Source organism: Stenotrophomonas sp. S39 (genome assembly GCF_016624665.1).
Classification (GTDB): domain Bacteria; phylum Pseudomonadota; class Gammaproteobacteria; order Xanthomonadales; family Xanthomonadaceae; genus Stenotrophomonas.
Window position 1 is genome coordinate 1 of record NZ_JACVTT010000088.1, and the last position, 19,597, is coordinate 19,597.

General features: G+C 63.4%; 30 protein-coding genes and 1 pseudogene. 30 read left to right on the forward strand and 1 reads right to left on the reverse strand.

Translation table 11 applies throughout. The features are described from left to right. The 29 genes and pseudogenes from tuf to IAE41_RS18235 form a co-directional block, all read left to right on the forward strand. Nucleotides 1–289 (forward strand): annotated as a pseudogene (gene tuf / locus IAE41_RS18095) (elongation factor Tu); the annotation flags it as partial. A 332-nt stretch (nucleotides 290–621) separates the two neighbouring features. Further along, entirely contained in the window at nucleotides 622–933 is a 312-nt protein-coding gene (gene rpsJ / locus IAE41_RS18100) for a 30S ribosomal protein S10 (RefSeq protein ID WP_010341589.1), read from the forward strand. Nucleotides 934–944: 11 nt separating this feature from the next. Continuing rightward, entirely contained in the window at nucleotides 945–1,595 is a 651-nt protein-coding gene (rplC, locus tag IAE41_RS18105; RefSeq protein ID WP_059066096.1) for a 50S ribosomal protein L3, read from the forward strand. 12 nt (nucleotides 1,596–1,607) lie between these two features. Then, nucleotides 1,608–2,213 carry a 50S ribosomal protein L4 gene (gene rplD, locus IAE41_RS18110; protein WP_004145337.1) on the forward strand — a complete coding sequence of 202 codons (606 nt, stop codon included), beginning with the start codon at nucleotides 1,608–1,610 and terminating at the stop codon, nucleotides 2,211–2,213. After that, nucleotides 2,210–2,509 (forward strand): 50S ribosomal protein L23, encoded by a 300-nt coding sequence (rplW, locus tag IAE41_RS18115; RefSeq protein ID WP_079220754.1) that lies wholly within the window; start codon nucleotides 2,210–2,212, stop codon nucleotides 2,507–2,509. The genes rplD and rplW overlap by 4 nt, the downstream gene beginning before the upstream one ends. Before the next feature lie 10 nt (nucleotides 2,510–2,519). After that, entirely contained in the window at nucleotides 2,520–3,347 is an 828-nt protein-coding gene (gene rplB, locus IAE41_RS18120) for a 50S ribosomal protein L2 (RefSeq protein WP_004145339.1), read from the forward strand. A gap of 6 nt (nucleotides 3,348–3,353) precedes the next feature. Continuing rightward, nucleotides 3,354–3,623 carry a 30S ribosomal protein S19 gene (gene rpsS / locus IAE41_RS18125; RefSeq protein WP_004154485.1) on the forward strand — a complete coding sequence of 90 codons (270 nt, stop codon included), beginning with the start codon at nucleotides 3,354–3,356 and terminating at the stop codon, nucleotides 3,621–3,623. Nucleotides 3,624–3,635: 12 nt separating this feature from the next. Continuing rightward, nucleotides 3,636–3,971, forward strand: a complete 336-nt coding sequence (gene rplV / locus IAE41_RS18130; protein ID WP_004145348.1) for a 50S ribosomal protein L22 — start codon at nucleotides 3,636–3,638, stop codon at nucleotides 3,969–3,971. Between the two features lie 18 nt (nucleotides 3,972–3,989). Then, on the forward strand, nucleotides 3,990–4,724 hold the full coding sequence (gene rpsC / locus IAE41_RS18135) for a 30S ribosomal protein S3 (RefSeq protein WP_004145350.1): 735 nt from the start codon (nucleotides 3,990–3,992) through the stop codon (nucleotides 4,722–4,724). Between the two features lie 5 nt (nucleotides 4,725–4,729). Continuing rightward, nucleotides 4,730–5,143, forward strand: coding sequence for a 50S ribosomal protein L16 (gene rplP / locus IAE41_RS18140; protein WP_004154486.1), 414 nt, complete (start codon nucleotides 4,730–4,732; stop codon nucleotides 5,141–5,143). Further along, nucleotides 5,143–5,328 carry a 50S ribosomal protein L29 gene (gene rpmC, locus IAE41_RS18145; RefSeq protein ID WP_108767851.1) on the forward strand — a complete coding sequence of 62 codons (186 nt, stop codon included), beginning with the start codon at nucleotides 5,143–5,145 and terminating at the stop codon, nucleotides 5,326–5,328. The genes rplP and rpmC overlap by 1 nt, the downstream gene beginning before the upstream one ends. Before the next feature lie 11 nt (nucleotides 5,329–5,339). Continuing rightward, the gene (gene rpsQ, locus IAE41_RS18150) at nucleotides 5,340–5,609 is read left to right on the forward strand and encodes a 30S ribosomal protein S17 (RefSeq protein WP_079220755.1); all 270 of its coding nucleotides are present in this window, start codon (nucleotides 5,340–5,342) and stop codon (nucleotides 5,607–5,609) included. A gap of 11 nt (nucleotides 5,610–5,620) precedes the next feature. Beyond that, nucleotides 5,621–5,989 (forward strand): 50S ribosomal protein L14, encoded by a 369-nt coding sequence (gene rplN / locus IAE41_RS18155; protein ID WP_010483978.1) that lies wholly within the window; start codon nucleotides 5,621–5,623, stop codon nucleotides 5,987–5,989. 16 nt (nucleotides 5,990–6,005) lie between these two features. Next, the gene (gene rplX, locus IAE41_RS18160) at nucleotides 6,006–6,323 is read left to right on the forward strand and encodes a 50S ribosomal protein L24 (protein ID WP_079220756.1); all 318 of its coding nucleotides are present in this window, start codon (nucleotides 6,006–6,008) and stop codon (nucleotides 6,321–6,323) included. Between the two features lie 11 nt (nucleotides 6,324–6,334). Further along, on the forward strand, nucleotides 6,335–6,877 hold the full coding sequence (gene rplE / locus IAE41_RS18165) for a 50S ribosomal protein L5 (protein ID WP_079220757.1): 543 nt from the start codon (nucleotides 6,335–6,337) through the stop codon (nucleotides 6,875–6,877). An 18-nt stretch (nucleotides 6,878–6,895) separates the two neighbouring features. Continuing rightward, entirely contained in the window at nucleotides 6,896–7,201 is a 306-nt protein-coding gene (gene rpsN / locus IAE41_RS18170; protein WP_079220758.1) for a 30S ribosomal protein S14, read from the forward strand. A 257-nt stretch (nucleotides 7,202–7,458) separates the two neighbouring features. Next, the gene (rpsH, locus tag IAE41_RS18175) at nucleotides 7,459–7,857 is read left to right on the forward strand and encodes a 30S ribosomal protein S8 (RefSeq protein ID WP_005408210.1); all 399 of its coding nucleotides are present in this window, start codon (nucleotides 7,459–7,461) and stop codon (nucleotides 7,855–7,857) included. Between the two features lie 18 nt (nucleotides 7,858–7,875). Beyond that, nucleotides 7,876–8,400: a 50S ribosomal protein L6 gene (gene rplF, locus IAE41_RS18180; protein ID WP_079220759.1), complete on the forward strand. Its 525-nt coding sequence runs from the start codon at nucleotides 7,876–7,878 to the stop codon at nucleotides 8,398–8,400. Nucleotides 8,401–8,480: 80 nt separating this feature from the next. Continuing rightward, nucleotides 8,481–8,840 carry a 50S ribosomal protein L18 gene (rplR, locus tag IAE41_RS18185; protein WP_200734078.1) on the forward strand — a complete coding sequence of 120 codons (360 nt, stop codon included), beginning with the start codon at nucleotides 8,481–8,483 and terminating at the stop codon, nucleotides 8,838–8,840. Nucleotides 8,841–9,001: 161 nt separating this feature from the next. Further along, complete coding sequence (gene rpsE, locus IAE41_RS18190; protein ID WP_004145411.1) at nucleotides 9,002–9,544, forward strand: 30S ribosomal protein S5; 543 nt, start codon at nucleotides 9,002–9,004, stop codon at nucleotides 9,542–9,544. Beyond that, complete coding sequence (gene rpmD / locus IAE41_RS18195; protein WP_004154497.1) at nucleotides 9,537–9,728, forward strand: 50S ribosomal protein L30; 192 nt, start codon at nucleotides 9,537–9,539, stop codon at nucleotides 9,726–9,728. The genes rpsE and rpmD overlap by 8 nt, the downstream gene beginning before the upstream one ends. A 6-nt stretch (nucleotides 9,729–9,734) precedes the next feature. Then, nucleotides 9,735–10,178, forward strand: coding sequence for a 50S ribosomal protein L15 (gene rplO, locus IAE41_RS18200; protein ID WP_004154498.1), 444 nt, complete (start codon nucleotides 9,735–9,737; stop codon nucleotides 10,176–10,178). A 7-nt stretch (nucleotides 10,179–10,185) separates the two neighbouring features. Further along, on the forward strand, nucleotides 10,186–11,553 hold the full coding sequence (gene secY / locus IAE41_RS18205; RefSeq protein ID WP_108746021.1) for a preprotein translocase subunit SecY: 1,368 nt from the start codon (nucleotides 10,186–10,188) through the stop codon (nucleotides 11,551–11,553). Between the two features lie 345 nt (nucleotides 11,554–11,898). Next, entirely contained in the window at nucleotides 11,899–12,255 is a 357-nt protein-coding gene (rpsM, locus tag IAE41_RS18210; RefSeq protein WP_004145437.1) for a 30S ribosomal protein S13, read from the forward strand. Between the two features lie 11 nt (nucleotides 12,256–12,266). After that, nucleotides 12,267–12,656 carry a 30S ribosomal protein S11 gene (rpsK, locus tag IAE41_RS18215; protein ID WP_004145443.1) on the forward strand — a complete coding sequence of 130 codons (390 nt, stop codon included), beginning with the start codon at nucleotides 12,267–12,269 and terminating at the stop codon, nucleotides 12,654–12,656. A 15-nt stretch (nucleotides 12,657–12,671) separates the two neighbouring features. Further along, nucleotides 12,672–13,301, forward strand: coding sequence for a 30S ribosomal protein S4 (gene rpsD / locus IAE41_RS18220; protein WP_004145446.1), 630 nt, complete (start codon nucleotides 12,672–12,674; stop codon nucleotides 13,299–13,301). A 56-nt stretch (nucleotides 13,302–13,357) separates the two neighbouring features. Next, entirely contained in the window at nucleotides 13,358–14,356 is a 999-nt protein-coding gene (gene rpoA, locus IAE41_RS18225; RefSeq protein WP_079220762.1) for a DNA-directed RNA polymerase subunit alpha, read from the forward strand. Between the two features lie 189 nt (nucleotides 14,357–14,545). Further along, complete coding sequence (gene rplQ / locus IAE41_RS18230) at nucleotides 14,546–14,929, forward strand: 50S ribosomal protein L17 (protein WP_079220763.1); 384 nt, start codon at nucleotides 14,546–14,548, stop codon at nucleotides 14,927–14,929. A gap of 198 nt (nucleotides 14,930–15,127) precedes the next feature. Beyond that, nucleotides 15,128–15,634 (forward strand): disulfide bond formation protein B, encoded by a 507-nt coding sequence (locus IAE41_RS18235; RefSeq protein ID WP_200734075.1) that lies wholly within the window; start codon nucleotides 15,128–15,130, stop codon nucleotides 15,632–15,634. Between the two features lie 95 nt (nucleotides 15,635–15,729). Here IAE41_RS18235 and IAE41_RS18240 read toward each other — a convergent pair whose 3' ends face one another. Then, nucleotides 15,730–17,862: a TonB-dependent receptor gene (locus IAE41_RS18240; protein ID WP_200734076.1), complete on the reverse strand. Its 2,133-nt coding sequence runs from the start codon at nucleotides 17,860–17,862 to the stop codon at nucleotides 15,730–15,732. Nucleotides 17,863–18,083: 221 nt separating this feature from the next. On the opposite strand from IAE41_RS18240, the gene IAE41_RS18245 reads away from it, so the two are divergent. Continuing rightward, complete coding sequence (locus IAE41_RS18245) at nucleotides 18,084–19,475, forward strand: 3-deoxy-7-phosphoheptulonate synthase class II (RefSeq protein WP_200734077.1); 1,392 nt, start codon at nucleotides 18,084–18,086, stop codon at nucleotides 19,473–19,475. The last annotated feature ends 122 nt before the right edge of the window (nucleotides 19,476–19,597 follow it).

The following is a 19,597-nucleotide window of genomic DNA, read 5'->3' on the forward strand; positions in this document are numbered from 1 at the left end:
CAAGCCGCACACCAAGTTCGACGCCGAAGTCTACGTGCTGTCGAAGGACGAAGGCGGCCGTCACACCCCGTTCTTCAAGGGCTACCGTCCGCAGTTCTACTTCCGTACCACCGACATCACCGGTGCGGTTGAGCTGCCGGAAGGCGTCGAGATGGTGATGCCGGGCGACAACATCAAGATGGTTGTCACCCTGATCAACCCGGTCGCAATGGACGCCGGCCTGCGCTTCGCAATCCGCGAAGGTGGCCGTACCGTCGGCGCCGGTGTGGTCTCCACCATCATCGAGTAATCTGCTACACTCTGCGCCCCGATGTTGCCTGGGTAGGGCATCGGGGCGTATCAAACGGGAAAGTAGGCACAGGATGTGCCTTGTGTTCCCCGGACCAGGAAGGGTCAATGCCATTCAGGCGGCGTCAACAGGAAACTGTTGACAGCTGCCTTGCGTGCCATTATGCTTCGTCGTCTGGGCAGGCCTGTTTCTAGGTCTGCCTACGTTTTTGAGGTCTACGGATTGACCTTGTCGGCCTGCAGGAGTGCGGGCCGTCCGTATTCAGGGATTTCATGGGACAAAGCAACCCAGAGGCTTTGTCTGTCGCTCTTTTAACGAAGGAACCTACCGCCATGGCGGACCAAAAGATCCGGATCCGGCTGAAAGCGTTCGATCATCGTCTGATCGACCGTTCGGCCAGCGAGATCGTTGAGACGGCCAAGCGGACCGGCGCGCAAGTGCGTGGCCCGATCCCGCTGCCGACCAAGATCGAGCGTTACACCATTCTCGTTTCCCCGCACGTCGACAAGGACGCGCGTGACCAGTACGAGACCCGCACGCACAAGCGCGTGCTCGATATCGTTGACCCGAATGACAAGACCGTGGACGCGCTGATGAAGCTCGAACTGGCTGCCGGCGTCGACGTTCAGATCAAGCTGACCTGAGGACTACGACCATGACGAAGAAGTATTCGTTGGGCTTCGTGGGCCGCAAGGCTGGCATGAGCCGCGTGTTCACCGAAGATGGCCGTTCCATCCCGGTGACCCTGATCGAAGCAACCCCGAACCGCATCGCGCAGATCAAGACCGTCGAAACCGACGGCTACAGCGCCGTGCAGGTGACCGTCGGCGCTCGTCGCGCTGCCCTGGTCAACAAGCCGGAAGCCGGCCACTTCGCCAAGGCGAAGGTGGAAGCGGGTCGTGGCCTGTGGGAATTCCGCGTTGAAGACGCGCAGCTCGGCGATTTCGCCGTTGGCGGCGAAGTCAAGGCGGACATCTTTGAAGTCGGCCAGATCGTCGACGTCCAGGGTGTCACCAAGGGTAAGGGCTTCCAGGGCACCATCAAGCGCTACAACTTCCGTATGGGTGACGCTACCCACGGTAACTCGCTGTCGCATCGCGCGCCGGGTTCGCTGGGTCAGCGCCAGACGCCGGGTCGCGTGTTCCCGGGCAAGAAGATGTCCGGTCACATGGGCTCCGTGCAGCAGAGCACCCAGAACCTGGAAGTTGTCAAGGTCGACGTCGAACGCGGTCTGATCGCGGTTCGCGGCGCCGTTCCGGGCGCGGCGGGTGGCGACGTGATCGTCCGTCCGGCGAGCAAGGCATAAGGAGAGATGACGATGGAACTCGTTATCACGGGTAGCAATAACAAGGTCTCGGTCTCCGACGCCGTGTTCGGTCGCGATTTCAGCGAAGATCTGGTCCACCAGGTCGTCGTTGCTTACCGCAACGCCGGTCGCGCCGGCACCAAGGCGCAGAAGACTCGCTCCGAAGTGGCAGGTACCACCAAGAAGTCGAAGAAGCAGAAGGGCGGCGGCGCGCGTCATGGCGCACTGACGGCTCCGATCTTCGTCGGCGGCGGTGTCACCTTCGCGGCAAAGCCGCGCAGCTTCGAGCAGAAGGTCAATCGTAAGCAGTACCGTGCCGCCATGTGCGCGATCCTGTCCGAGCTGAACCGTCAGGGCCGTCTGACCATCGTGGAGTCCTTCGATGTCGAAGTGACCAACACGAAGGGTCTGATCGCCAAGCTGGCCGGCCTGGAAGTGGGCAAGCGCCCGCTGATCGTCACTGAAGAAGCCTCCGAGCACCTGTACCTGTCCGCCCGCAATCTGCCGTACGTGCAGGTGCGTGACGTCCAGGGTCTGGACCCGGTGTCGCTGGTCGGTGCCGACACGGTCGTCATCACCGCTGATGCGGTCAAGAAGGTCGAGGAGTGGCTGGCATGAACAGCAACGAAAAAATCTTCAGCGTGCTGCGTGCCCCGCGTGTCTCCGAAAAGACCGCTCGCATTCAGGAACTCTCCAACCAGTATGCCTTCGAAGTTTCGAACGAAGCCACCAAAGCCGATGTAAAGGCCGCGGTTGAGCAGCTGTTCGGCGTCAAGGTCGAGGCTGTCAACGTGGTCAACGTCAAGGGCAAGAACAAGTCCTTCCGTAACCGTGCTGGCCGCCGCGGCGATTGGCGTAAGGCTTACGTTCGCCTGGCCGACGGCCAGTCGATCGATGTAACGGCCAAGGCCTGAGGTACATCCCATGCCATTGATGAAATTCAAGCCCACTTCCCCCGGCCGCCGTTCGGCCGTGCGTGTGGTTACCCCCGACCTGCACAAGGGTGCTCCGCACGCCGCACTGGTCGAGTCGCAGAGCCGCTCGGGTGGTCGTAACCACCATGGCCGCATCACCGTGCGTCACGTCGGTGGTGGTGCCAAGCAGCACTACCGCATCATCGACTTCAAGCGCAACAAGCTGGGCATCCCGGCGCGCGTGGAACGCATCGAATACGATCCGAACCGCACCGCCCACATCGCCCTGCTGTGCTACGTCGACGGCGAGCGTCGCTACATCATCGCCCCGAAGGGCCTGAAGGCTGGTGATCAGGTGATCGCTGGTTCGGATGCCCCGATCAAGGCTGGCAACACCCTGCCGCTGCGCAACATCCCGGTCGGTACCACCATCCACTGCATCGAACTGAAGCCCGGCAAGGGCGCTCAGATCGCCCGCGCCGCTGGTGCGGCCGTGCAGCTGGTTGCCCGCGAAGGCATCTACGCCACCCTGCGCCTGCGCTCGGGTGAAATGCGTAAGGTTCCGGTCGAGTGCTGCGCCACCATCGGTGAAGTCGGCAACGACGAGCACAGCCTGGAAAAGCTGGGCAAGGCCGGTGCCAAGCGTTGGCGCGGCGTCCGCCCGACCGTTCGTGGTGCTGCCATGAACCCGGTTGACCACCCGCACGGTGGTGGTGAGGCCAAGGCCGGCCAGGGTAATCCGCATCCGGTCACCCCGTGGGGTGTCCCGACCAAGGGTTACAAGACGCGCCATAACAAGCGCACTCAGCAGTTCATCGTCCGCGATCGTAGGGGCTAATCGACCATGGCACGTTCACTCAAGAAGGGCCCGTTCGTCGATCACCACCTCGTCAAGAAGGTGGAGGCCGCTGCGGGCAGCAAGAAGCCGATCAAGACCTGGTCGCGCCGTTCGATGATCCTGCCTGACATGGTAGGCGTCACCATTGCCGTGCATAACGGCAAGAACCACATCCCGGTTCTCGTCAACGAGAACATGGTCGGCCACAAGCTCGGCGAATTTGCCATCACCCGGACCTTCAAGGGTCACGGTGGTGACAAGAAGTCGGGCAAGTAAGGAGAGATGACAATGGAAGCGAAAGCCATCCTGCGCACTGCGCGCATCTCCCCGCAGAAGGCTCGTCTGGTCGCTGACCAGGTGCGCGGTCTGCCGGCCGAACGTGCGGTCAACCTGCTGAAGTTCTCGGACAAGAAGGCTGCCCACCTGATCAAGAAGGTGGTGGAGTCGGCTATTGCAAATGCCGAGAACAACCAGGGCGCCGACGTCGACGAGCTGAAGGTTCAGACCATCATGGTTGATGAAGGTCCGACCCTGAAGCGTTTCATGGCGCGGGCGAAAGGCCGCGGTACCCGCATCCTCAAGCGCACCAGCCACATCACTGTGGTTGTGGGCGCCGCCAAGTAAGCGGATAAGGAAAAGACCATGGGTCATAAAGTTCATCCGATTGGTATCCGCCTCGGCATTTCCAAGGACTGGAACTCCAAGTGGTACGCCAACAAGGCCGAGTTCGCTGGTTACCTGGCAGCCGACCTGAAAGTGCGCGAAATGCTGCGCAAGAAGCTGGCTCAGGCCGGCATCAGCAAGATCCTGATCGAGCGTCCGGCCAAGACCGCTCGCGTGACGATCCACACCGCCCGTCCGGGCGTGGTGATCGGCAAGCGCGGTGAGGACATCGAGAAGCTGCGCAAGGAAGTGAGCGAGATGATGGGCGTCCCGGCGCACATCAACGTCACCGAAGTGCGCAAGCCGGAACTGGACGCTCAGCTCGTTGCCGAGTCGATCGCCCAGCAGCTGGAGCGCCGCATCATGTTCCGCCGCGCCATGAAGCGCTCGGTCGGCAACGCGATGCGCCTGGGTGCCCTGGGCATCAAGGTCAACGTGGGTGGCCGCCTCAACGGTGCAGAAATCGCCCGTTCGGAGTGGTACCGCGAAGGCCGCGTGCCGCTGCACACCCTGCGTGCCGACATCGACTATGGCTTCGCTGAAGCCAAGACGACCTACGGCATCATCGGCATCAAGGTCTGGATCTACAAGGGCGAGGTCTTCGATTTCTCCCAGGTTGGCCAGGAAAAGCAGGACGACACCCCGTCGCGCAACGATCGTCACGATCGCGGCGACCGCGGTGACCGTCAGCGCCCGGCTCGTGAAGCGAGGTAACGACAATGTTGCAACCCAAGCGAACCAAGTACCGCAAGGTGCACAAGGGCCGTAACGACGGCCTGAGCTGGAGCGCCAACGCTGTCAGCTTCGGCGAATACGGCCTCAAGGCAACCGCCCACGGTCAGCTGACCGCGCGTCAGATCGAAGCGGCCCGCCGCTCGATCAGCCGCTACGTGAAGCGCGGCGGCAAGATGTGGATCCGTGTGTTCCCCGACAAGCCCATCACCAAGAAGCCCATCGAAGTTCGAATGGGTTCGGGTAAGGGCAACGTGGAATACTGGGTGGCCCAGATCCAGCCCGGCCGCATGATCTATGAAATCGAGGGTGTCTCGGAGGAAGTGGCACGCGAGGCGTTCCGCCTGGCCGCCGCCAAGCTCTCGGTCACCACCACTTTCGTGACCCGGACGGTGCGCTGATGGAACTGAAAACTCTCCGTGAAAAGTCGGCTGACGAACTGAAGGCCCACCTGATCGACCTGCGTAAGGAACAGTTCTCTGTCCGTATGCAGCAGGTCACCGGCCAGCTGCCGAAGACTCACGATATCCGCCGCGTCCGTCGCGAGATTGCTCGCGTCAAGACGCTGCTCGGCAGCAAGAAGTAAGGACGGCCGCTATGAGCGACAATATCGAAAACAAGGCGCTGCGCACGGTCGAAGGCCGTGTCGTCAGCAACAAGATGGACAAGACGGTTACCGTCCTGGTTGAGCGTCAGGTCAAGCACGCGCTGTACGGCAAGTACATCAAGCGCTCGACGAAGCTGCACGCCCACGATGCCGACAACGCCTGCAAGGAAGGCGATGTCGTCCGCGTGACCGAGATTGCTCCGATGTCCAAGACCAAGAACTGGCGCGTGGTGGAAGTCATCACGCGCGCGGCTGAATAAGGAGCTGAATCATGATCCAGATGCAGAGCTACCTTGACGTCGCGGACAATTCGGGTGCCAAGCAGGTGATGTGCTTCAAGGTGCTGGGTGGTTCCAAGCGCCGTTACGCCGGCATCGGCGACATCATCAAGGTCACCGTGAAGGATGCGATTCCGCGCGGCAAGGTCAAGAAGGGTGAAGTGTATGACGCCGTCGTGGTGCGTACCCGTAAGGGTGTGCGTCGCGCCGACGGTTCGCTGATCCGCTTCGACGGCAACGCTGCCGTCCTGCTGAACAACAAGCAGGAGCCGATCGGCACCCGTATCTTCGGGCCGGTGACTCGTGAACTTCGTTCGGAGAAGTTCATGAAGATCGTCTCGCTCGCTCCCGAAGTGCTGTGAGCGACAGGAGATAATCATGGCTAACCGTATCAAGAAGGGCGACCAGGTTGTCGTCAACGCTGGCAAGGACAAGGGCAAGCAGGGCGAAGTCGTCCGCGTCGACGGCGACCGTGTGGTCGTCGGCAACGTGAACATCGTCAAGCGCCACACCAAGCCGAACCCGCAGGCAGGTGTTGCCGGCGGCGTGGTCGAGCGCGAAGCTTCGATCCATATCTCCAACGTGAATGTGCTGAACCCGGCTTCGGGCAAGGGCGAACGCGTTGGCTTCAAGGTGCTGGAGGATGGACGCAAACTGCGTGTGTTCCGCTCCAGCGGTGAGGCGCTTGACGCCTGAGGAATGAGAAGATGAGTTCCCGTCTCGAAAAGTTCTACAAGGAAGAAGTGGTACCGGCGCTGATGAAGCAGTTCGGTTACACCAATCCGATGGAAGTGCCGAAGCTTGTCAAGGTCACCCTGAACATGGGTGTCGGCGAAGCGGCCACCAACAAGAAGATCCTGGAAAACGCCGTCGGCGACATGACCAAGATTTCCGGCCAGAAGCCGGTTGTCACCAAGTCGCGCGTGTCGGTTGCGTCGTTCAAGATCCGTGATGGTTGGCCGATCGGCTGCAAGACCACGCTGCGTCGCCACAAGATGTACGAGTTCCTGGATCGCCTGATCAACATCTCGCTGCCGCGCGTGCGCGACTTCCGTGGTGTTTCCGGTCGTTCCTTCGACGGTCGCGGCAACTTCAACATGGGTGTGAAGGAACAGATCATCTTCCCGGAAATCGACTTCGACGCTGTCGACGCGATCCGCGGCATGGATATCGCCATCACCACCACTGCGAAGACCGATGCGGAAGCGAAGGCGCTGCTGGCAGCGTTCAAGTTCCCGTTCCGTAACTGATCCGTCGAGGAATCCGAAATGGCAAAGACCTCCATGGTCAACCGCGACATCAAGCGGGAAAAGCTGGCAAAGAAGTACGCTGAAAAGCGTGCGGCTCTGAAGAAGATCGTGTCCTCCGTGGACGCGACCTACGAAGAGAAGATCGACGCCGCAACCAAGCTGGCCAAGCTGCCGCGCGATTCGTCGCCGAGCCGCCACCGCAACCGTTGCGAACTGTCGGGTCGTCCGCGTGGCGTCTACAGCAAGTTCGGCCTGGGCCGTAACAAGCTGCGCGAAGCCACCATGCGTGGCGACGTCCCGGGTCTGCGCAAGGCCAGCTGGTAATCCCAGCCGGCCCTGTGATCAGGAGCCCCTTCGGGGGTTCCTGAACCGGGCGGGGGAGGCATTCAGCCTTCCCGATGCAAAAAAACCGAAGAGCCCGGCGCAAGCCGGGCTCTTTTGGCGTATACTCCCGCGTCTTGCTCTGTGCAAACGGGGTAGCAGGGCAGGCCATCGGCCTGCTGCAACAAGGGACCTGGCCCGTTTCCAGGAGACAACAGATTTTCGCGAAAGCGGATATCGGTGCACTCAAAGGTACTCATATGAGCATGACTGATCCCATCGCCGACCTGCTGGTCCGCATCAAGAATGCGGCCGCGGTTGGCAAGCAGACGGTGAAAGCCCCGTCGTCCAAGATCAAGGTTGCGATCGCCCAGGTCCTGAAGGACGAGGGTTACATCACCGACCTGCGCGTGACCCAGCTGGAAAACAACAAGTCCGAGCTGGAAATCGTGCTGAAGTATTTCGAAGGCAAGCCGGTCATCGCGACCCTGAAGCGCTTCTCGCGTTCGGGCCTGCGCCAGTACCGCGGCAAGAGCGAGCTGCCGAAGGTCATGAATGGCCTGGGTATCTCCATCATTTCCACCTCCAAGGGCATCATGACTGATGCGCAGGCGCGCCAGCTGGGCGTCGGCGGCGAAGTCCTGTGCTTCGTGGCCTAAGGCGAAAGGAGTAATACTATGTCCCGCGTAGCCAAGAAGCCCGTCACCCTGGGTAAGGTTGAACTGAACGTCCAGTCCGATTCCGTCACCGTCAAGGGCCCGAAGGGCACCCTGTCGCTGCCGAAGCCGGCCGGCATTGCCATCAACGTCGACAACGGCGTTGCCACCCTGAGCGCCGAGAACGTTGACCTGGTCCCGCTGACCGGCACCGTCCGCGCCATCCTGGCCAACATGGTCAAGGGTGTTTCCGAAGGCTTCGAGCGCAAGCTGGAGCTGGTCGGCGTGGGTTACCGTGCTGCCATGCAGGGCAAGGACCTGAGCCTGTCGCTCGGTTACTCGCACCCGATCGTGTTCGTGGCGCCGGAAGGCATCACCATCACCACCCCGACCCAGACCGAAATTCTGGTGCAGGGCGCTGACAAGCAGGTCGTCGGTGAAGTCGCCGCCAAGATCCGTGCGTTCCGCAAGCCGGAACCGTACAAGGGCAAGGGCGTGAAGTACTCCGACGAAGTCATCATCCGTAAGGAAGCCAAGAAGGCGTAAGTGCGAGTCCCTCGCAAGAGCCCGCACATCCATGTGCGGACTCCTCAGGGAACAGCCCAACCTTCAGCTTTCAAGGAATAATCAAAATGAACAAGAACATCGCCCGCCTGCGTCGCGCCAAGTCGACCCGCGCCCACATCCGTGAGCTCGGCGTCGCCCGCCTGTCGGTGCTGCGCACCGGCCAGCACCTGTACGCCCAGGTTTTCACCGCTGACGGTTCCAAGGTGCTGGCTGCCGCCAACACCACCCAGACCGACATCATGGAAGGCCTGAAGAACGGCAAGAACGCCGATGCCGCCGCCAAGGTCGGCCGTATCGTCGCTGAGCGCGCCAAGGCCGCCGGCATCGAGAAGGTTGCCTTCGATCGTTCGGGCTACCGCTACCACGGCCGCATCAAGGCCCTGGCAGAAGCCGCCCGCGAAGCCGGCCTGCAGTTCTAAGGGATAAGGGTAGGGGACTTCTGGTCCCCTGTCCGCCTGCTCGCCCGCCTGAGTGAGGCGGGGCGGCGCCGCTCTTCTGCAGCGGCCCACCGCACCAGCGCGGTACTTCACAACCATAAGCGGCCTCGAGCCGTACATACCCAAACTACCAAGGAATCAAGATGGCAGAAGAACGTCAGCAGCGGGGTCGCGATCGCGACCGTAACCGCGAAGAGAAAGTCGACGACGGCATGATCGAAAAGCTGGTCGCGGTCAACCGCGTCAGCAAGACCGTCAAGGGTGGCCGCCAGTTCACCTTCACCGCCCTGACCGTGGTCGGCGACGGCGAAGGCAAGGTCGGTTTCGGTTATGGCAAGGCGCGCGAAGTGCCGGTCGCCATCCAGAAGTCGATGGAACAGGCTCGCAAGAACCTGGTCAGCGTTGACCTGAACAACGGCACCCTGTGGCACACCATCAAGGATGGTCACGGCGCAGCCCGCGTGTTCATGCAGCCGGCTTCCGAAGGTACCGGCGTCATCGCCGGCGGTGCCATGCGCGCCGTGCTGGAAGCGGTTGGCGTGAAGAACGTGCTGGCCAAGGCCACCGGTTCGCGCAACCCGATCAACCTGGTGCGTGCCACCGTGAAGGGCCTGTCTGCTGCGCAGTCGCCGGCTCGCATCGCGGCCAAGCGCGGCAAGAAGGTGGAGGAACTCAACCATGGCTAATGAGTCCAACAAGACTGTGAAGGTGCGCCTGGTGCGCGGCCTGCGTGGTACCCAGTCGCGTCACCGCCTGTCGGTGCGTGCCCTGGGCCTGAACAAGCTCAACGATGTCCGTGAACTGAAGGACAGCCCGCAGGTTCGCGGTCTGATCAACACCGTTCACTACCTCGTCAAGGTTGAGGAGTAATCGATCATGACTCTGCGTCTCAATGAACTGAGCCCGGCACCGGGCGCCCGCACCGAGCGCACCCGCGTCGGTCGCGGTATCGGCTCGGGCCTGGGCAAGACTGCCGGCCGCGGCCACAAGGGTTCGTTCGCCCGTAAGGGTGGCGGCAAGATCAAGGCTGGCTTCGAAGGCGGCCAGACCCCCATGCAGCGTCGTCTGCCGAAGATCGGCTTCCGTTCGCCGATCGCCAAGGACACCGCTGAAGTGCTGCTGTACGCGCTGGACAAGCTGCCGGCCGGTGAGATCGACTTCGCCGCCCTGCGTGCTGCCAAGCTGGTCCCGAGCACTGCAAAGAAGGCCAAGGTCGTCGTCAAGGGCGAAGTGACCAAGGCGTTCACCCTGAAGGGTATTGCTGCCACGGCGGGTGCCAAGGCTGCAATCGAAGCTGCCGGCGGCAGCGTGACGGAGTAAGAAAATCATGGCGCAAGCTGGCATCGGTAACCTCGCGGGCGGAATGGGCAAGTTCACTGAACTTCGCCAACGTTTGCTGTTCGTCGTCGGGGCTTTGATCGTCTATCGCATCGGCTGTTATGTGCCGGTGCCGGGCGTCAATCCCGATGCCATGCTTGCCATGATGCAACAGCAGGGCGGCGGCATCGTGGACATGTTCAACATGTTCTCGGGCGGCGCCCTGCACCGTTTGAGCATCTTCGCGCTCAACGTGATGCCGTACATCTCGGCATCGATCGTGATGCAGCTGGCCACCCACATCTTCCCCGCCCTGAAGGCGATGCAGAAGGAAGGTGAGTCCGGCCGCCGCAAGATCACCCAGTATTCGCGCATCGGCGCCGTGCTGCTGGCGGTGGTGCAGGGCGGTTCGATCGCCCTGGCGCTGCAGAACCAGGTGGCACCGTCGGGCGCTGCGGTCGTCTACGCACCGGGCATGGGCTTCGTGCTCACCGCCGTGGTCGCACTGACCGCCGGCACCATGTTCCTGATGTGGGTCGGTGAGCAGGTCACCGAGCGCGGCATCGGCAACGGCGTGTCGCTGATCATCTTCGCCGGTATCGTGGCGGGCCTGCCGGGTGCGGTCATCCACACCTTCGACGCTTACCGCGACGGCAACATCCAGTTCATCCAGCTGCTGCTGATCGCCATCGTCGTCCTCGCCTTCACCTTCTTCGTGGTGTTCGTCGAGCGCGGCCAGCGCCGGATCACGGTGAACTACGCGCGCCGCCAGGGCGGTCGCAACGCGTACATGAACCAGACCTCGTTCCTGCCGCTGAAGCTGAACATGGCCGGCGTCATCCCGGCGATCTTCGCCTCGAGCCTGCTGGCCTTCCCGGCCACCCTGGCCATGTGGTCCGGCCAGGCTGCCAACCAGAGCGCCGTCGGCCAGACCCTGCAGAAGGTCGCCAACGCACTGGGCCCGGGCGAGCCGCTGCACATGATCGTGTTCGCTGCGCTGATCACCGGTTTTGCGTTCTTCTATACCGCGCTGGTGTTCAACTCGCAGGAAACCGCCGACAACCTGAAGAAGTCGGGCGCGCTGATTCCGGGCATCCGTCCGGGCAAGGCCACCGCCGATTACATCGACGGCGTGCTGACCCGCCTGACCGCTGCCGGTTCGGCTTACCTGGTGATCGTCTGCCTGCTGCCGGAACTGATGCGCACGCAGCTGAACGCCTCGTTCTACTTCGGTGGTACTTCGCTGCTGATCGTCGTGGTGGTGGTGATGGACTTCATCGCCCAGGTGCAGGCGCACCTGATGTCCCACCAGTACGAGAGCCTGCTGAAGAAGGCCAACCTGAAGGGCGGCAACCGCGGCGGTTTTGCCCGCGGCTGATAAGCCTGTTATACTTTCGTCTTCCTGACGTGATGGTCCTCCGCTTCGCGGACTCTGGCCACACAAACGAAGGGCGGCCCCCGCAGCGGTTCCGGGTGGGGGTGTGGCGAGGTGGTCCTGCGCTGGAGTAGCGCGGGCGGCCCCGGGGAAACCCAGGTCCAACCTTGTCCGGCGCCGGAGCCTGGGCACACTCCCCAGGCCGGGTCCATGAAACTTCAATGTTTCACGGGCTTCCATGTAGACCGGAACCTTGTTAGTATCGCTAGTTCACTTTTTTGATCCATCCTGCCGGATTGGCGTGCCCGAGGCGCGCTGTCGGCCATCACTCAGCTGGAGAACCGCGTCATGGCGCGTATTGCAGGCGTCAACCTGCCAGCCCAGAAGCACGTCTGGGTCGGGTTGCAAAGCATTTACGGCATCGGCCGTACCCGTTCGAAGAAGGTCTGCGAAGTCGCAGGCGTTGCTTCGACCACCAAGATCCGCGATCTGTCGGAGCCGGAAATCGAGCGCCTGCGCGCCGAAGTCGGCAAGTACATCGTGGAAGGCGATCTGCGCCGTGAAATCGGCATCGCGATCAAGCGCCTGATGGACCTGGGCTGCTACCGCGGCCTGCGTCACCGTCGCGGCCTGCCGCTGCGTGGCCAGCGCACCCGTACCAACGCCCGCACCCGCAAGGGCCCGCGCAAGGCGATCAGGAAGTAAGGGACCTATAAATGGCTAAGCCCGCTGCTAAGACCAAGAAGAAGATCAAGCGCGTCGTCACCGACGGCGTTGCCCACGTCCACGCTTCGTTCAACAACACCATCGTGACCATCACCGACCGCCAGGGCAACGCTCTGTCGTGGGCGACCTCCGGTGGCGCTGGCTTCCGCGGTTCGCGCAAGTCGACCCCGTTCGCTGCCCAGGTGGCTGCCGAAAAGGCCGGTCGCGCTGCGCTGGACTACGGCGTGAAGTCGCTGGAAGTCCGCATCAAGGGCCCGGGTCCGGGCCGTGAGTCGGCCGTGCGTTCGTTGAACAACGTCGGCTACAAGATCACCAACATCATCGACGTGACGCCTATCCCGCACAACGGGTGCCGTCCGCCGAAGAAGCGTCGCGTCTAAAGGGAGCGATAAGAAATGGCTCGTTATATCGGTCCTACCTGTAAGCTCGCCCGTCGCGAAGGCGCCGACCTGTCCCTGAAGAGCCCGGCGCGTGCGCTGGACTCCAAGTGCAAGCTGGAGCAGAAGCCCGGCCAGCACGGCGCCACTGCCCGTAAGGGCAAGCTGTCCGACTACGCCACCCAGCTGCGTGAAAAGCAGAAGGTCAAGCGTATCTACGGTCTGCTGGAGCGTCAGTTCCGCAACTACTACAAGAAGGCCTCGACCAAGAAGGGCAACACCGGCGAGAACCTGCTGCAGCTGCTGGAAACCCGCCTGGACAACGTCGTCTACCGCATGGGCTTCGCCGTGACCCGTCCGGCTGCCCGTCAGCTGGTGTCGCACCGCGGCGTCACCGTGAATGGCAAGTCGGTCAACCTGGCTTCGTACCAGGTCAAGGCTGGCGACGCCATCGCTCTGTCTGAAAAGGCTGCCAAGCAGCTGCGCGTCCAGGAAGCCCTGACCGTCGCCGCCCAGCATGACCTGAGCCCGTCGTGGGTTGAAGTGGATTCCGGCAAGTTCACCGGCATCTTCAAGGCTGTTCCGGATCGTTCGGATCTGCCTGCGGACATCAACGAAGCGCTGATCGTCGAGCTGTATTCGAAGTAATTCATCATTGGAGAGCCCCCGGCGACGGCCGGGGGTTCACTAGGAGAACCCGCAACATGACGGTTACCGCCAACCAGGTTCTGCGTCCTCGCGGTCCGCAGATCGAACGCCTTACCGACACCCGTGCAAAGGTCGTTATCGAACCTTTGGAGCGGGGTTACGGGCATACGCTGGGTAATGCCCTGCGTCGCGTGCTGCTGTCGTCCATCCCGGGCTTCGCCATCACGGAAGTCGAAATCGACGGCGTGTTGCACGAGTACACCACGGTCGAAGGTCTGCAGGAGGACGTGCTCGAAGTCCTGCTGAACCTGAAGGACGTGGCCATCCGTATGCATTCCGGCGACAGCGCCACCCTGTCCCTGTCCAAGCAGGGTCCGGGCGTTGTCACTGCAGCTGACATCAAGGTCGACCACAATGTGGAGATCCTGAACAGCGATCATGTGATCTGCCACCTGACCAAGGATACGGCGATCAACATGCGTCTGAAGATCGAACGTGGTTTCGGCTACCAGCCGGCTGCCGCGCGTCGTCGTCCGGACGAAGAAACCCGTGCCATCGGCCGCCTGGTCCTGGATGCCTCGTTCTCGCCGGTCCGCCGCGTCGCCTATGCCGTGGAAGCGGCTCGTGTCGAACAGCGTACTGACCTGGACAAGCTGGTCATCGATATCGAGACCAACGGCACCATCGACGCCGAGGAAGCCGTGCGCACCGCCGCCGACATCCTCAGCGACCAGCTGTCGGTGTTCGGTGACTTCACCCACCGCGACCGCGGTGCAGCCAAGCCGGCCAACAACGGCGTGGATCCGGTGCTGCTGCGCCCGATCGACGATCTGGAGCTGACCGTGCGTTCGGCCAACTGCCTGAAGGCCGAAAGCATCTACTACATCGGCGATCTGATCCAGAAGACCGAAGTGGAGCTGCTGAAGACCCCGAACCTGGGCAAGAAGTCGCTCACCGAGATCAAGGAAGTGCTGGCTCAGCGCGGCCTGTCCCTCGGCATGAAGCTGGAGAACTGGCCGCCGGCCGGCGTCGCCAGCCACGGCATGCTGGGCTGATATCGGTAATGCCTGGAGGCTCCACCGTTCGCGGTGGGGCCTTCAACGCAACATACATGCCACGACGAACCGCAGGTTCGCGGGCAGGTCGTCCAGGACGGATGGCCAGGACCAACCGCAGTCCGCGCAGCAACGCCAGGATGGCGACAACGATCCACACAGCCTCATCATTAACCAAGGAATATCACCATGCGTCACATGAAGTCTGGCCGTAAGTTCAACCGCACCAGCGCCCACCGCGAAGCGATGTTCAAGAACATGGCCGCCTCGCTGTTCAAGCACGAGCTGATCAAGACCACCCTGCCGAAGGCCAAGGAACTGCGCCGCGTTGCCGAGCCGCTGATCACCCTGGCCAAGGTCGACTCCGTCGCCAATCGCCGTCTGGCCTTCGCCCGCCTGCGTGACAACGAAGCCGTGGGCAACCTGTTCACCATCCTGGGCCCGCGCTACGCGAACCGTCCGGGCGGCTACCTGCGTCTGCTGAAGTGCGGCTTCCGCGCCGGCGACAACGCTCCGATGGCCTACGTCGAGCTGGTCGACCGTCCGGCCGTGGCCGAGGAAGTGGCCGAGTAATCGGACCGTTCCAACGCGACACAGCGAAAGCCCGGCCTCTGCCGGGCTTTTGCGTTCTGGTAGCGCCGGGCCATGCCCGGCGTTTGCGTTTCCGGGCTCCGCTCCGGCCCACACCGTTCCGACAGGCGTGCCGTGTGGCGGTTCGAACGGGAGGCGCTCTCGGTTACGCTTGGCGCCTGATCCGTTCGAGCGTTCACGATGAATCCTTTGCGCTGGCCCTTCCGCGCCCAGTTCCTGTTGGGCTTCCTGATCTGCGTGGGCCTGCTTGGCTACGCGATCTTCCTGCAGCTGAAGATGGGGCTGGAGCCTTGCCCGCTGTGCATCTTCCAGCGCCTGGCATTCGCTGCACTGGGCCTGTTGTTCCTGATCGGCGCCTTGCACGGTCCCTCGAACCGGCCTGGGCGCGCGACCTACGGCATCCTTGCCTTCATTGCGGCAGCTGTCGGAATCGGCATTGCTGGGCGCCATGTCTACGTGCAGATGCTTCCGCCGGAAATGGGTTCCACCTGCGGCCCGCCGCTGGCTTTCCTCAGCGAGACCATGGGGCCGCTGGAAGTGTTCCGCACCGTGCTGACCGGCACCGGCAACTGCGGCAACATCGACTGGACCTTCCTGGGCATGACCATGCCGATGTGGTCGGGCGTGTGGTTCGTCCTGCTGGCGCTGTGGGCGCTGGTGGTGTCGCTGCGCAAGGTCAAGCGCTGAGGCAAGGTAGTGCCGGCCGCTGGCCGGCAACCTCATGAGCGATGGCGGGTGTCGCGTAGTTGCCGGCCAGCGGCCGGCACTACCACGGCCCGTCCTCAGAAGTCCTGCTGCAGGCTCAGGTAGGCACCGCGGCGCGGGCCCCACTGCGGGGCGAACACACCCACGCCGCCGCCATCACGCAGCTGGTAGCTGCGGTCCAGTGCATTGATCAACGCCACCTGCATGTGCAGCGGATGCCCGCTGTCGGCATTGAAGTCGTGGCCGGCGCTGAGGTTCACCTGCAGGTAGGACGGCAGTTCGCCGCCGTTGGGCACGGTGTCGGTATCCGAGCGCAGGCCGCTGCCGAACACGTAGTTCGCGCCGATGCGGTTGTGGCCGGCGAAGGCATAGCTGAAACCGCCTGACGAGGTCAGCTTCTGGTCGTGGTCCAGGTGGATCCAGTGGTCGGCCACGTAGGCCAGTGCTTCCGGGTCGAGGTTGTACTGGCTGGTGATGACGTCGGTGCCGATGGCCTTGTTCAGGGCGGCATTGAAGTAGGCGCTGAAGGGGCCGTTGCTGTAGTCGGCGCTGAATTCCAGGCCACGGATGTGGCCACGGCGGTAGTTGAACGTCGAGTAGATGTAGGCGGCGCCGAACTGGCCTTCGTCCTGCAGGCGCGATACGCGCCGGTCGTAGGCATCCAGGCCCAGGGTCAGGTGGTCGCCGACCTGCTGGGAGACACCGATGTCGTAGTAGTCGCTGCGCTCGGCCAGCGGGATGTTGTTGCCACCGGACGGCTGTGCGTTGGTGGTGCCGTCGTACAGGCTGATGTCGCTGGTGGCGATCAGCTCGCTCGCCGGCGGGGTGAAGTAGCGCGAGTAGCCGGCATGCACGGTGGTGCTGTCGCTGGCATTCCAGACCACGCCCAGGCGCGGGCTGAGCTGGCCCTCGGTCTGGCCGAAGGCCTTGTAGCGATCACCGCGCAGGCCGTAGTTGACCGTCCAGTCGTCGCCGATCTTCCATTCGTCCTGCACGTAGACCGCCAGGGTGGTGGCCTTGAACGCGCTGTTGTCGGCAATCTGCAGCGGCGTGGTGCTGGCCTGCTGGCCGTCATCGTCGACCGGGAACACCCAGCTGTTGGTGCTGGCACGCGCGCGTTCCTGGTTGCCGTATACGCCGTAGCGCAGCGTGTGGTTGTCGCCCAGCGGCGTGGAGAAATCCGCCTGCAGCGTATTGGCGCGGTTGCTGCGCTGGACCTGCGAGGCGACGCCGCTGAACACCAGGTCGCCGGCCACGTCGGGATTGAAGCCGACATCGCTGTAGCGCTGCCCGGCCGAGACCTGGTAGGCGGTCTCGCCCAGCGTGCCCTGCAGCACCAGCATGCCAAAGCGGGTTGTTTCGCGCTGGGTCTCATCCAGCTGGCTGGAATCGAAGGTGGTGGTGTCCAGATAGCCGAACTGGGGCGTCTGCCCCGGATTGACCGGAATCTGGAAGCGGTTGTTGGCGAAGCCGGCGAACACGCTCAGGCGGGTGGTGTCGTTGACCAGATAGGTCAGGTCAGCGAAGGCCTTGCCCTGGTGGGTATCGTCATGCTCCGGCTTGCGCGAGCTGGTCGGGTTTTCCAGGCCGACCTCGTTCTGGTCGTAGTTGCCGGTCAGGAACCAGCTCCAGCGCCCCTGCGAGCCCCACCAGGAGGCATTCGGATTGACCTTGCCGAACGAGCCGGTGGTGATGCCGACGCTGCCGCCATTGCCAAGTTCGGCGCCGCTGCGGGTGGTGATGTCGACCACTGCGGCGGTGCGCTCGCCGAACTGCGCCGGCAACGCGCCGTCCATCAGCCGGATGCTCTTGATCGTGCGTGCATCCAGGGTCTGGCCAAAGCCGGAGATCGATTCCGGCAGCAGCACGCCGTTGATGCGGTACTGCAGGTTGGCGTGGTCGCCGCGCACGTGCACGCCACCGTAGGAATCCTGGACCACGCCGGGCGCCTGCAGCAGTACCTGGCTGAGCGGCGCGGACGCCCCCAGCGGCTGCTTCTGGATGTCCTCGGCGGTGATCTGGTACTGGCTGCTGCCGATGTCGGGCGACAGCGCGTTGCGCGCCTGGTCGAGCTGGGCGCTGACGGTGACCGTATCGAGGTCCTTCACCGGCGCCGCGTCGGTGCCGGCATCGGCGGCCAGGGCGAGGTTGGGCAGGCTGGCCAGGGCCAGGGCGAAAGTGATGCCGGTAGCGAGCAGGGAGGGCTTCATGGCGGATGGGCTGTGGAAGGGGCCGGTAGGGATGACTGGATTGTTACTTCGTAACACTGCGGAGCGAATCATGCGCCTGTCTGGGGGGCTGTGGGCATGCGGTTTGTGGCCACTCGCGCTGACCTTTCCCCGGCGTTCAGCCATGTGCAGGCATCTCCCGGGCCTTTGCGGCAGCGGCCGGCTCTGCGACCATGACCGTCCCCCACCCCCGGAATCCTGCAATGAGCCTGTCCGCCGTTCCGCCCGTCTCCGATCCTGCTGCGACCGCCACCGGCGCTGGCTGGTCGCCGGAGAGCTGGCGTGGCAAGACCGCCCTGCAGATGCCGACCTATCCGGATCCGATTGCCCTGGACGCGGCCCTGCATGAGCTGAAGCGGCTGCCGCCGCTGGTGACCTCGTGGGAGATCCTGGCGCTGAAGCAGCAGCTGGCTGATGCGCAGGAGGGCAAGCGCTTCCTGCTGCAGGGCGGTGACTGCGCGGAGAATTTCAGCGACTGCGAATCGGGCACGATCTCCAACCGCCTGAAGGTGCTGCTGCAGATGAGCCTGGTGCTGGTGCACGGCCTGCGCCAGCCGGTGATCCGCGTTGGCCGCTTCGCCGGCCAGTACGCCAAGCCGCGTTCGGCCGACACCGAGACCCGCGATGGCGTGACCCTGCCGAGCTACCGCGGCGATGTGATCAACGCGCCGGCGTTCACCGAGGCTGCGCGCCTGCCGGACCCGAAGCGGATGCTGCAGGCCCACGCGCATTCGGCGATGACGATGAACTTTGTGCGGGCGTTGATCGATGGTGGCTTCGCCGACCTGCACCACCCCGAGTACTGGAACCTGGAGTGGGTGCGGCATTCGCCGCTGGCCGCCGAGTACCAGAAGATGGTGGCCTCGATCGGCGACGCGGTGCACTTCATGGAGACCCTGGCCGGGGCCCGCGTGCACAACCTCAACCGCATCGATTTCTACACCTCGCACGAAGCGCTGCTGCTGCCCTACGAGCAGGCCCTGACCCGCCAGGTGCCGCGCCAGCAGGGCTGGTTGAACCTGAGCACGCATTACCCGTGGATCGGCATGCGCACTGCCGCGCTGGATGGCGCGCACGTGGAATACCTGCGTGGCGTGCGCAACCCGATCGCGATCAAGGTGGGCCCGTCGGTGCAGCCGGACCAGCTGCTGCGGTTGATCGATGTGCTGAACCCGGATGACGAACCCGGCCGCCTGAGTTTCATCCACCGCATGGGGGCGGCGCAGATTGCCGAGAAGCTGCCGCCGCTGCTGGACGCGGTGAAGCGCGATGGTCGTCGCGTGCTGTGGGTGTGCGATGCGATGCACGGCAATACCGAGAGCACGGCCAACGGCTTCAAGACGCGTCGCTTCGACAACGTGCGGGGCGAAGTGGAGATGTCCTTCGACCTGCACGCTGCGGCGGGCACGCGGCTGGGTGGCGTGCACCTGGAGCTGACCGGCGAGGACGTGACCGAATGCACCGGTGGTGCGCGCGAGTTGACCGAGCGTGACCTGGAGCGTGCGTATCGCTCGACGGTGGACCCGCGGTTGAACTATGAGCAGTCGCTGGAGATCGCGATGGCGATCGTGCGCAAGCAGGAGCAGGCGAGGTAGGTTTTTTCTGCAGGGCTTGCAGCCCTGCACCTGCTGCAATCAACGGCAACGTCAACATCAAAAGCTGGGTGTCCGTGGGTTGGCGGGGCGGTGTCGGATTGCGGGGACGCCGCAAGTACGTC

Coding starts and splice junctions, on each gene's coding strand:
- rpsH (WP_005408210.1), top strand. CDS start 7,459: ATGAGCATGACTGATCCCATCGCCGACCTGCTGGTCCGCATCAAGAAT.
- rplB (WP_004145339.1), top strand. CDS start 2,520: ATGCCATTGATGAAATTCAAGCCCACTTCCCCCGGCCGCCGTTCGGCC.
- IAE41_RS18245 (WP_200734077.1), top strand. CDS start 18,084: ATGAGCCTGTCCGCCGTTCCGCCCGTCTCCGATCCTGCTGCGACCGCC.
- rpsC (WP_004145350.1), top strand. CDS start 3,990: ATGGGTCATAAAGTTCATCCGATTGGTATCCGCCTCGGCATTTCCAAG.
- rplV (WP_004145348.1), top strand. CDS start 3,636: ATGGAAGCGAAAGCCATCCTGCGCACTGCGCGCATCTCCCCGCAGAAG.
- IAE41_RS18235 (WP_200734075.1), top strand. CDS start 15,128: ATGAATCCTTTGCGCTGGCCCTTCCGCGCCCAGTTCCTGTTGGGCTTC.
- rpsJ (WP_010341589.1), top strand. CDS start 622: ATGGCGGACCAAAAGATCCGGATCCGGCTGAAAGCGTTCGATCATCGT.
- rplW (WP_079220754.1), top strand. CDS start 2,210: ATGAACAGCAACGAAAAAATCTTCAGCGTGCTGCGTGCCCCGCGTGTC.
- IAE41_RS18240 (WP_200734076.1), bottom strand. CDS start 17,862: ATGAAGCCCTCCCTGCTCGCTACCGGCATCACTTTCGCCCTGGCCCTG.
- rplQ (WP_079220763.1), top strand. CDS start 14,546: ATGCGTCACATGAAGTCTGGCCGTAAGTTCAACCGCACCAGCGCCCAC.
- rplP (WP_004154486.1), top strand. CDS start 4,730: ATGTTGCAACCCAAGCGAACCAAGTACCGCAAGGTGCACAAGGGCCGT.
- rplE (WP_079220757.1), top strand. CDS start 6,335: ATGAGTTCCCGTCTCGAAAAGTTCTACAAGGAAGAAGTGGTACCGGCG.
- rpmD (WP_004154497.1), top strand. CDS start 9,537: ATGGCTAATGAGTCCAACAAGACTGTGAAGGTGCGCCTGGTGCGCGGC.
- rpmC (WP_108767851.1), top strand. CDS start 5,143: ATGGAACTGAAAACTCTCCGTGAAAAGTCGGCTGACGAACTGAAGGCC.
- secY (WP_108746021.1), top strand. CDS start 10,186: ATGGCGCAAGCTGGCATCGGTAACCTCGCGGGCGGAATGGGCAAGTTC.
- rplC (WP_059066096.1), top strand. CDS start 945: ATGACGAAGAAGTATTCGTTGGGCTTCGTGGGCCGCAAGGCTGGCATG.
- rpsK (WP_004145443.1), top strand. CDS start 12,267: ATGGCTAAGCCCGCTGCTAAGACCAAGAAGAAGATCAAGCGCGTCGTC.
- rpoA (WP_079220762.1), top strand. CDS start 13,358: ATGACGGTTACCGCCAACCAGGTTCTGCGTCCTCGCGGTCCGCAGATC.
- rpsM (WP_004145437.1), top strand. CDS start 11,899: ATGGCGCGTATTGCAGGCGTCAACCTGCCAGCCCAGAAGCACGTCTGG.
- rpsD (WP_004145446.1), top strand. CDS start 12,672: ATGGCTCGTTATATCGGTCCTACCTGTAAGCTCGCCCGTCGCGAAGGC.
- rpsQ (WP_079220755.1), top strand. CDS start 5,340: ATGAGCGACAATATCGAAAACAAGGCGCTGCGCACGGTCGAAGGCCGT.
- rpsS (WP_004154485.1), top strand. CDS start 3,354: ATGGCACGTTCACTCAAGAAGGGCCCGTTCGTCGATCACCACCTCGTC.
- rplF (WP_079220759.1), top strand. CDS start 7,876: ATGTCCCGCGTAGCCAAGAAGCCCGTCACCCTGGGTAAGGTTGAACTG.
- rplN (WP_010483978.1), top strand. CDS start 5,621: ATGATCCAGATGCAGAGCTACCTTGACGTCGCGGACAATTCGGGTGCC.
- rpsE (WP_004145411.1), top strand. CDS start 9,002: ATGGCAGAAGAACGTCAGCAGCGGGGTCGCGATCGCGACCGTAACCGC.
- rpsN (WP_079220758.1), top strand. CDS start 6,896: ATGGCAAAGACCTCCATGGTCAACCGCGACATCAAGCGGGAAAAGCTG.
- rplX (WP_079220756.1), top strand. CDS start 6,006: ATGGCTAACCGTATCAAGAAGGGCGACCAGGTTGTCGTCAACGCTGGC.
- rplD (WP_004145337.1), top strand. CDS start 1,608: ATGGAACTCGTTATCACGGGTAGCAATAACAAGGTCTCGGTCTCCGAC.
- rplO (WP_004154498.1), top strand. CDS start 9,735: ATGACTCTGCGTCTCAATGAACTGAGCCCGGCACCGGGCGCCCGCACC.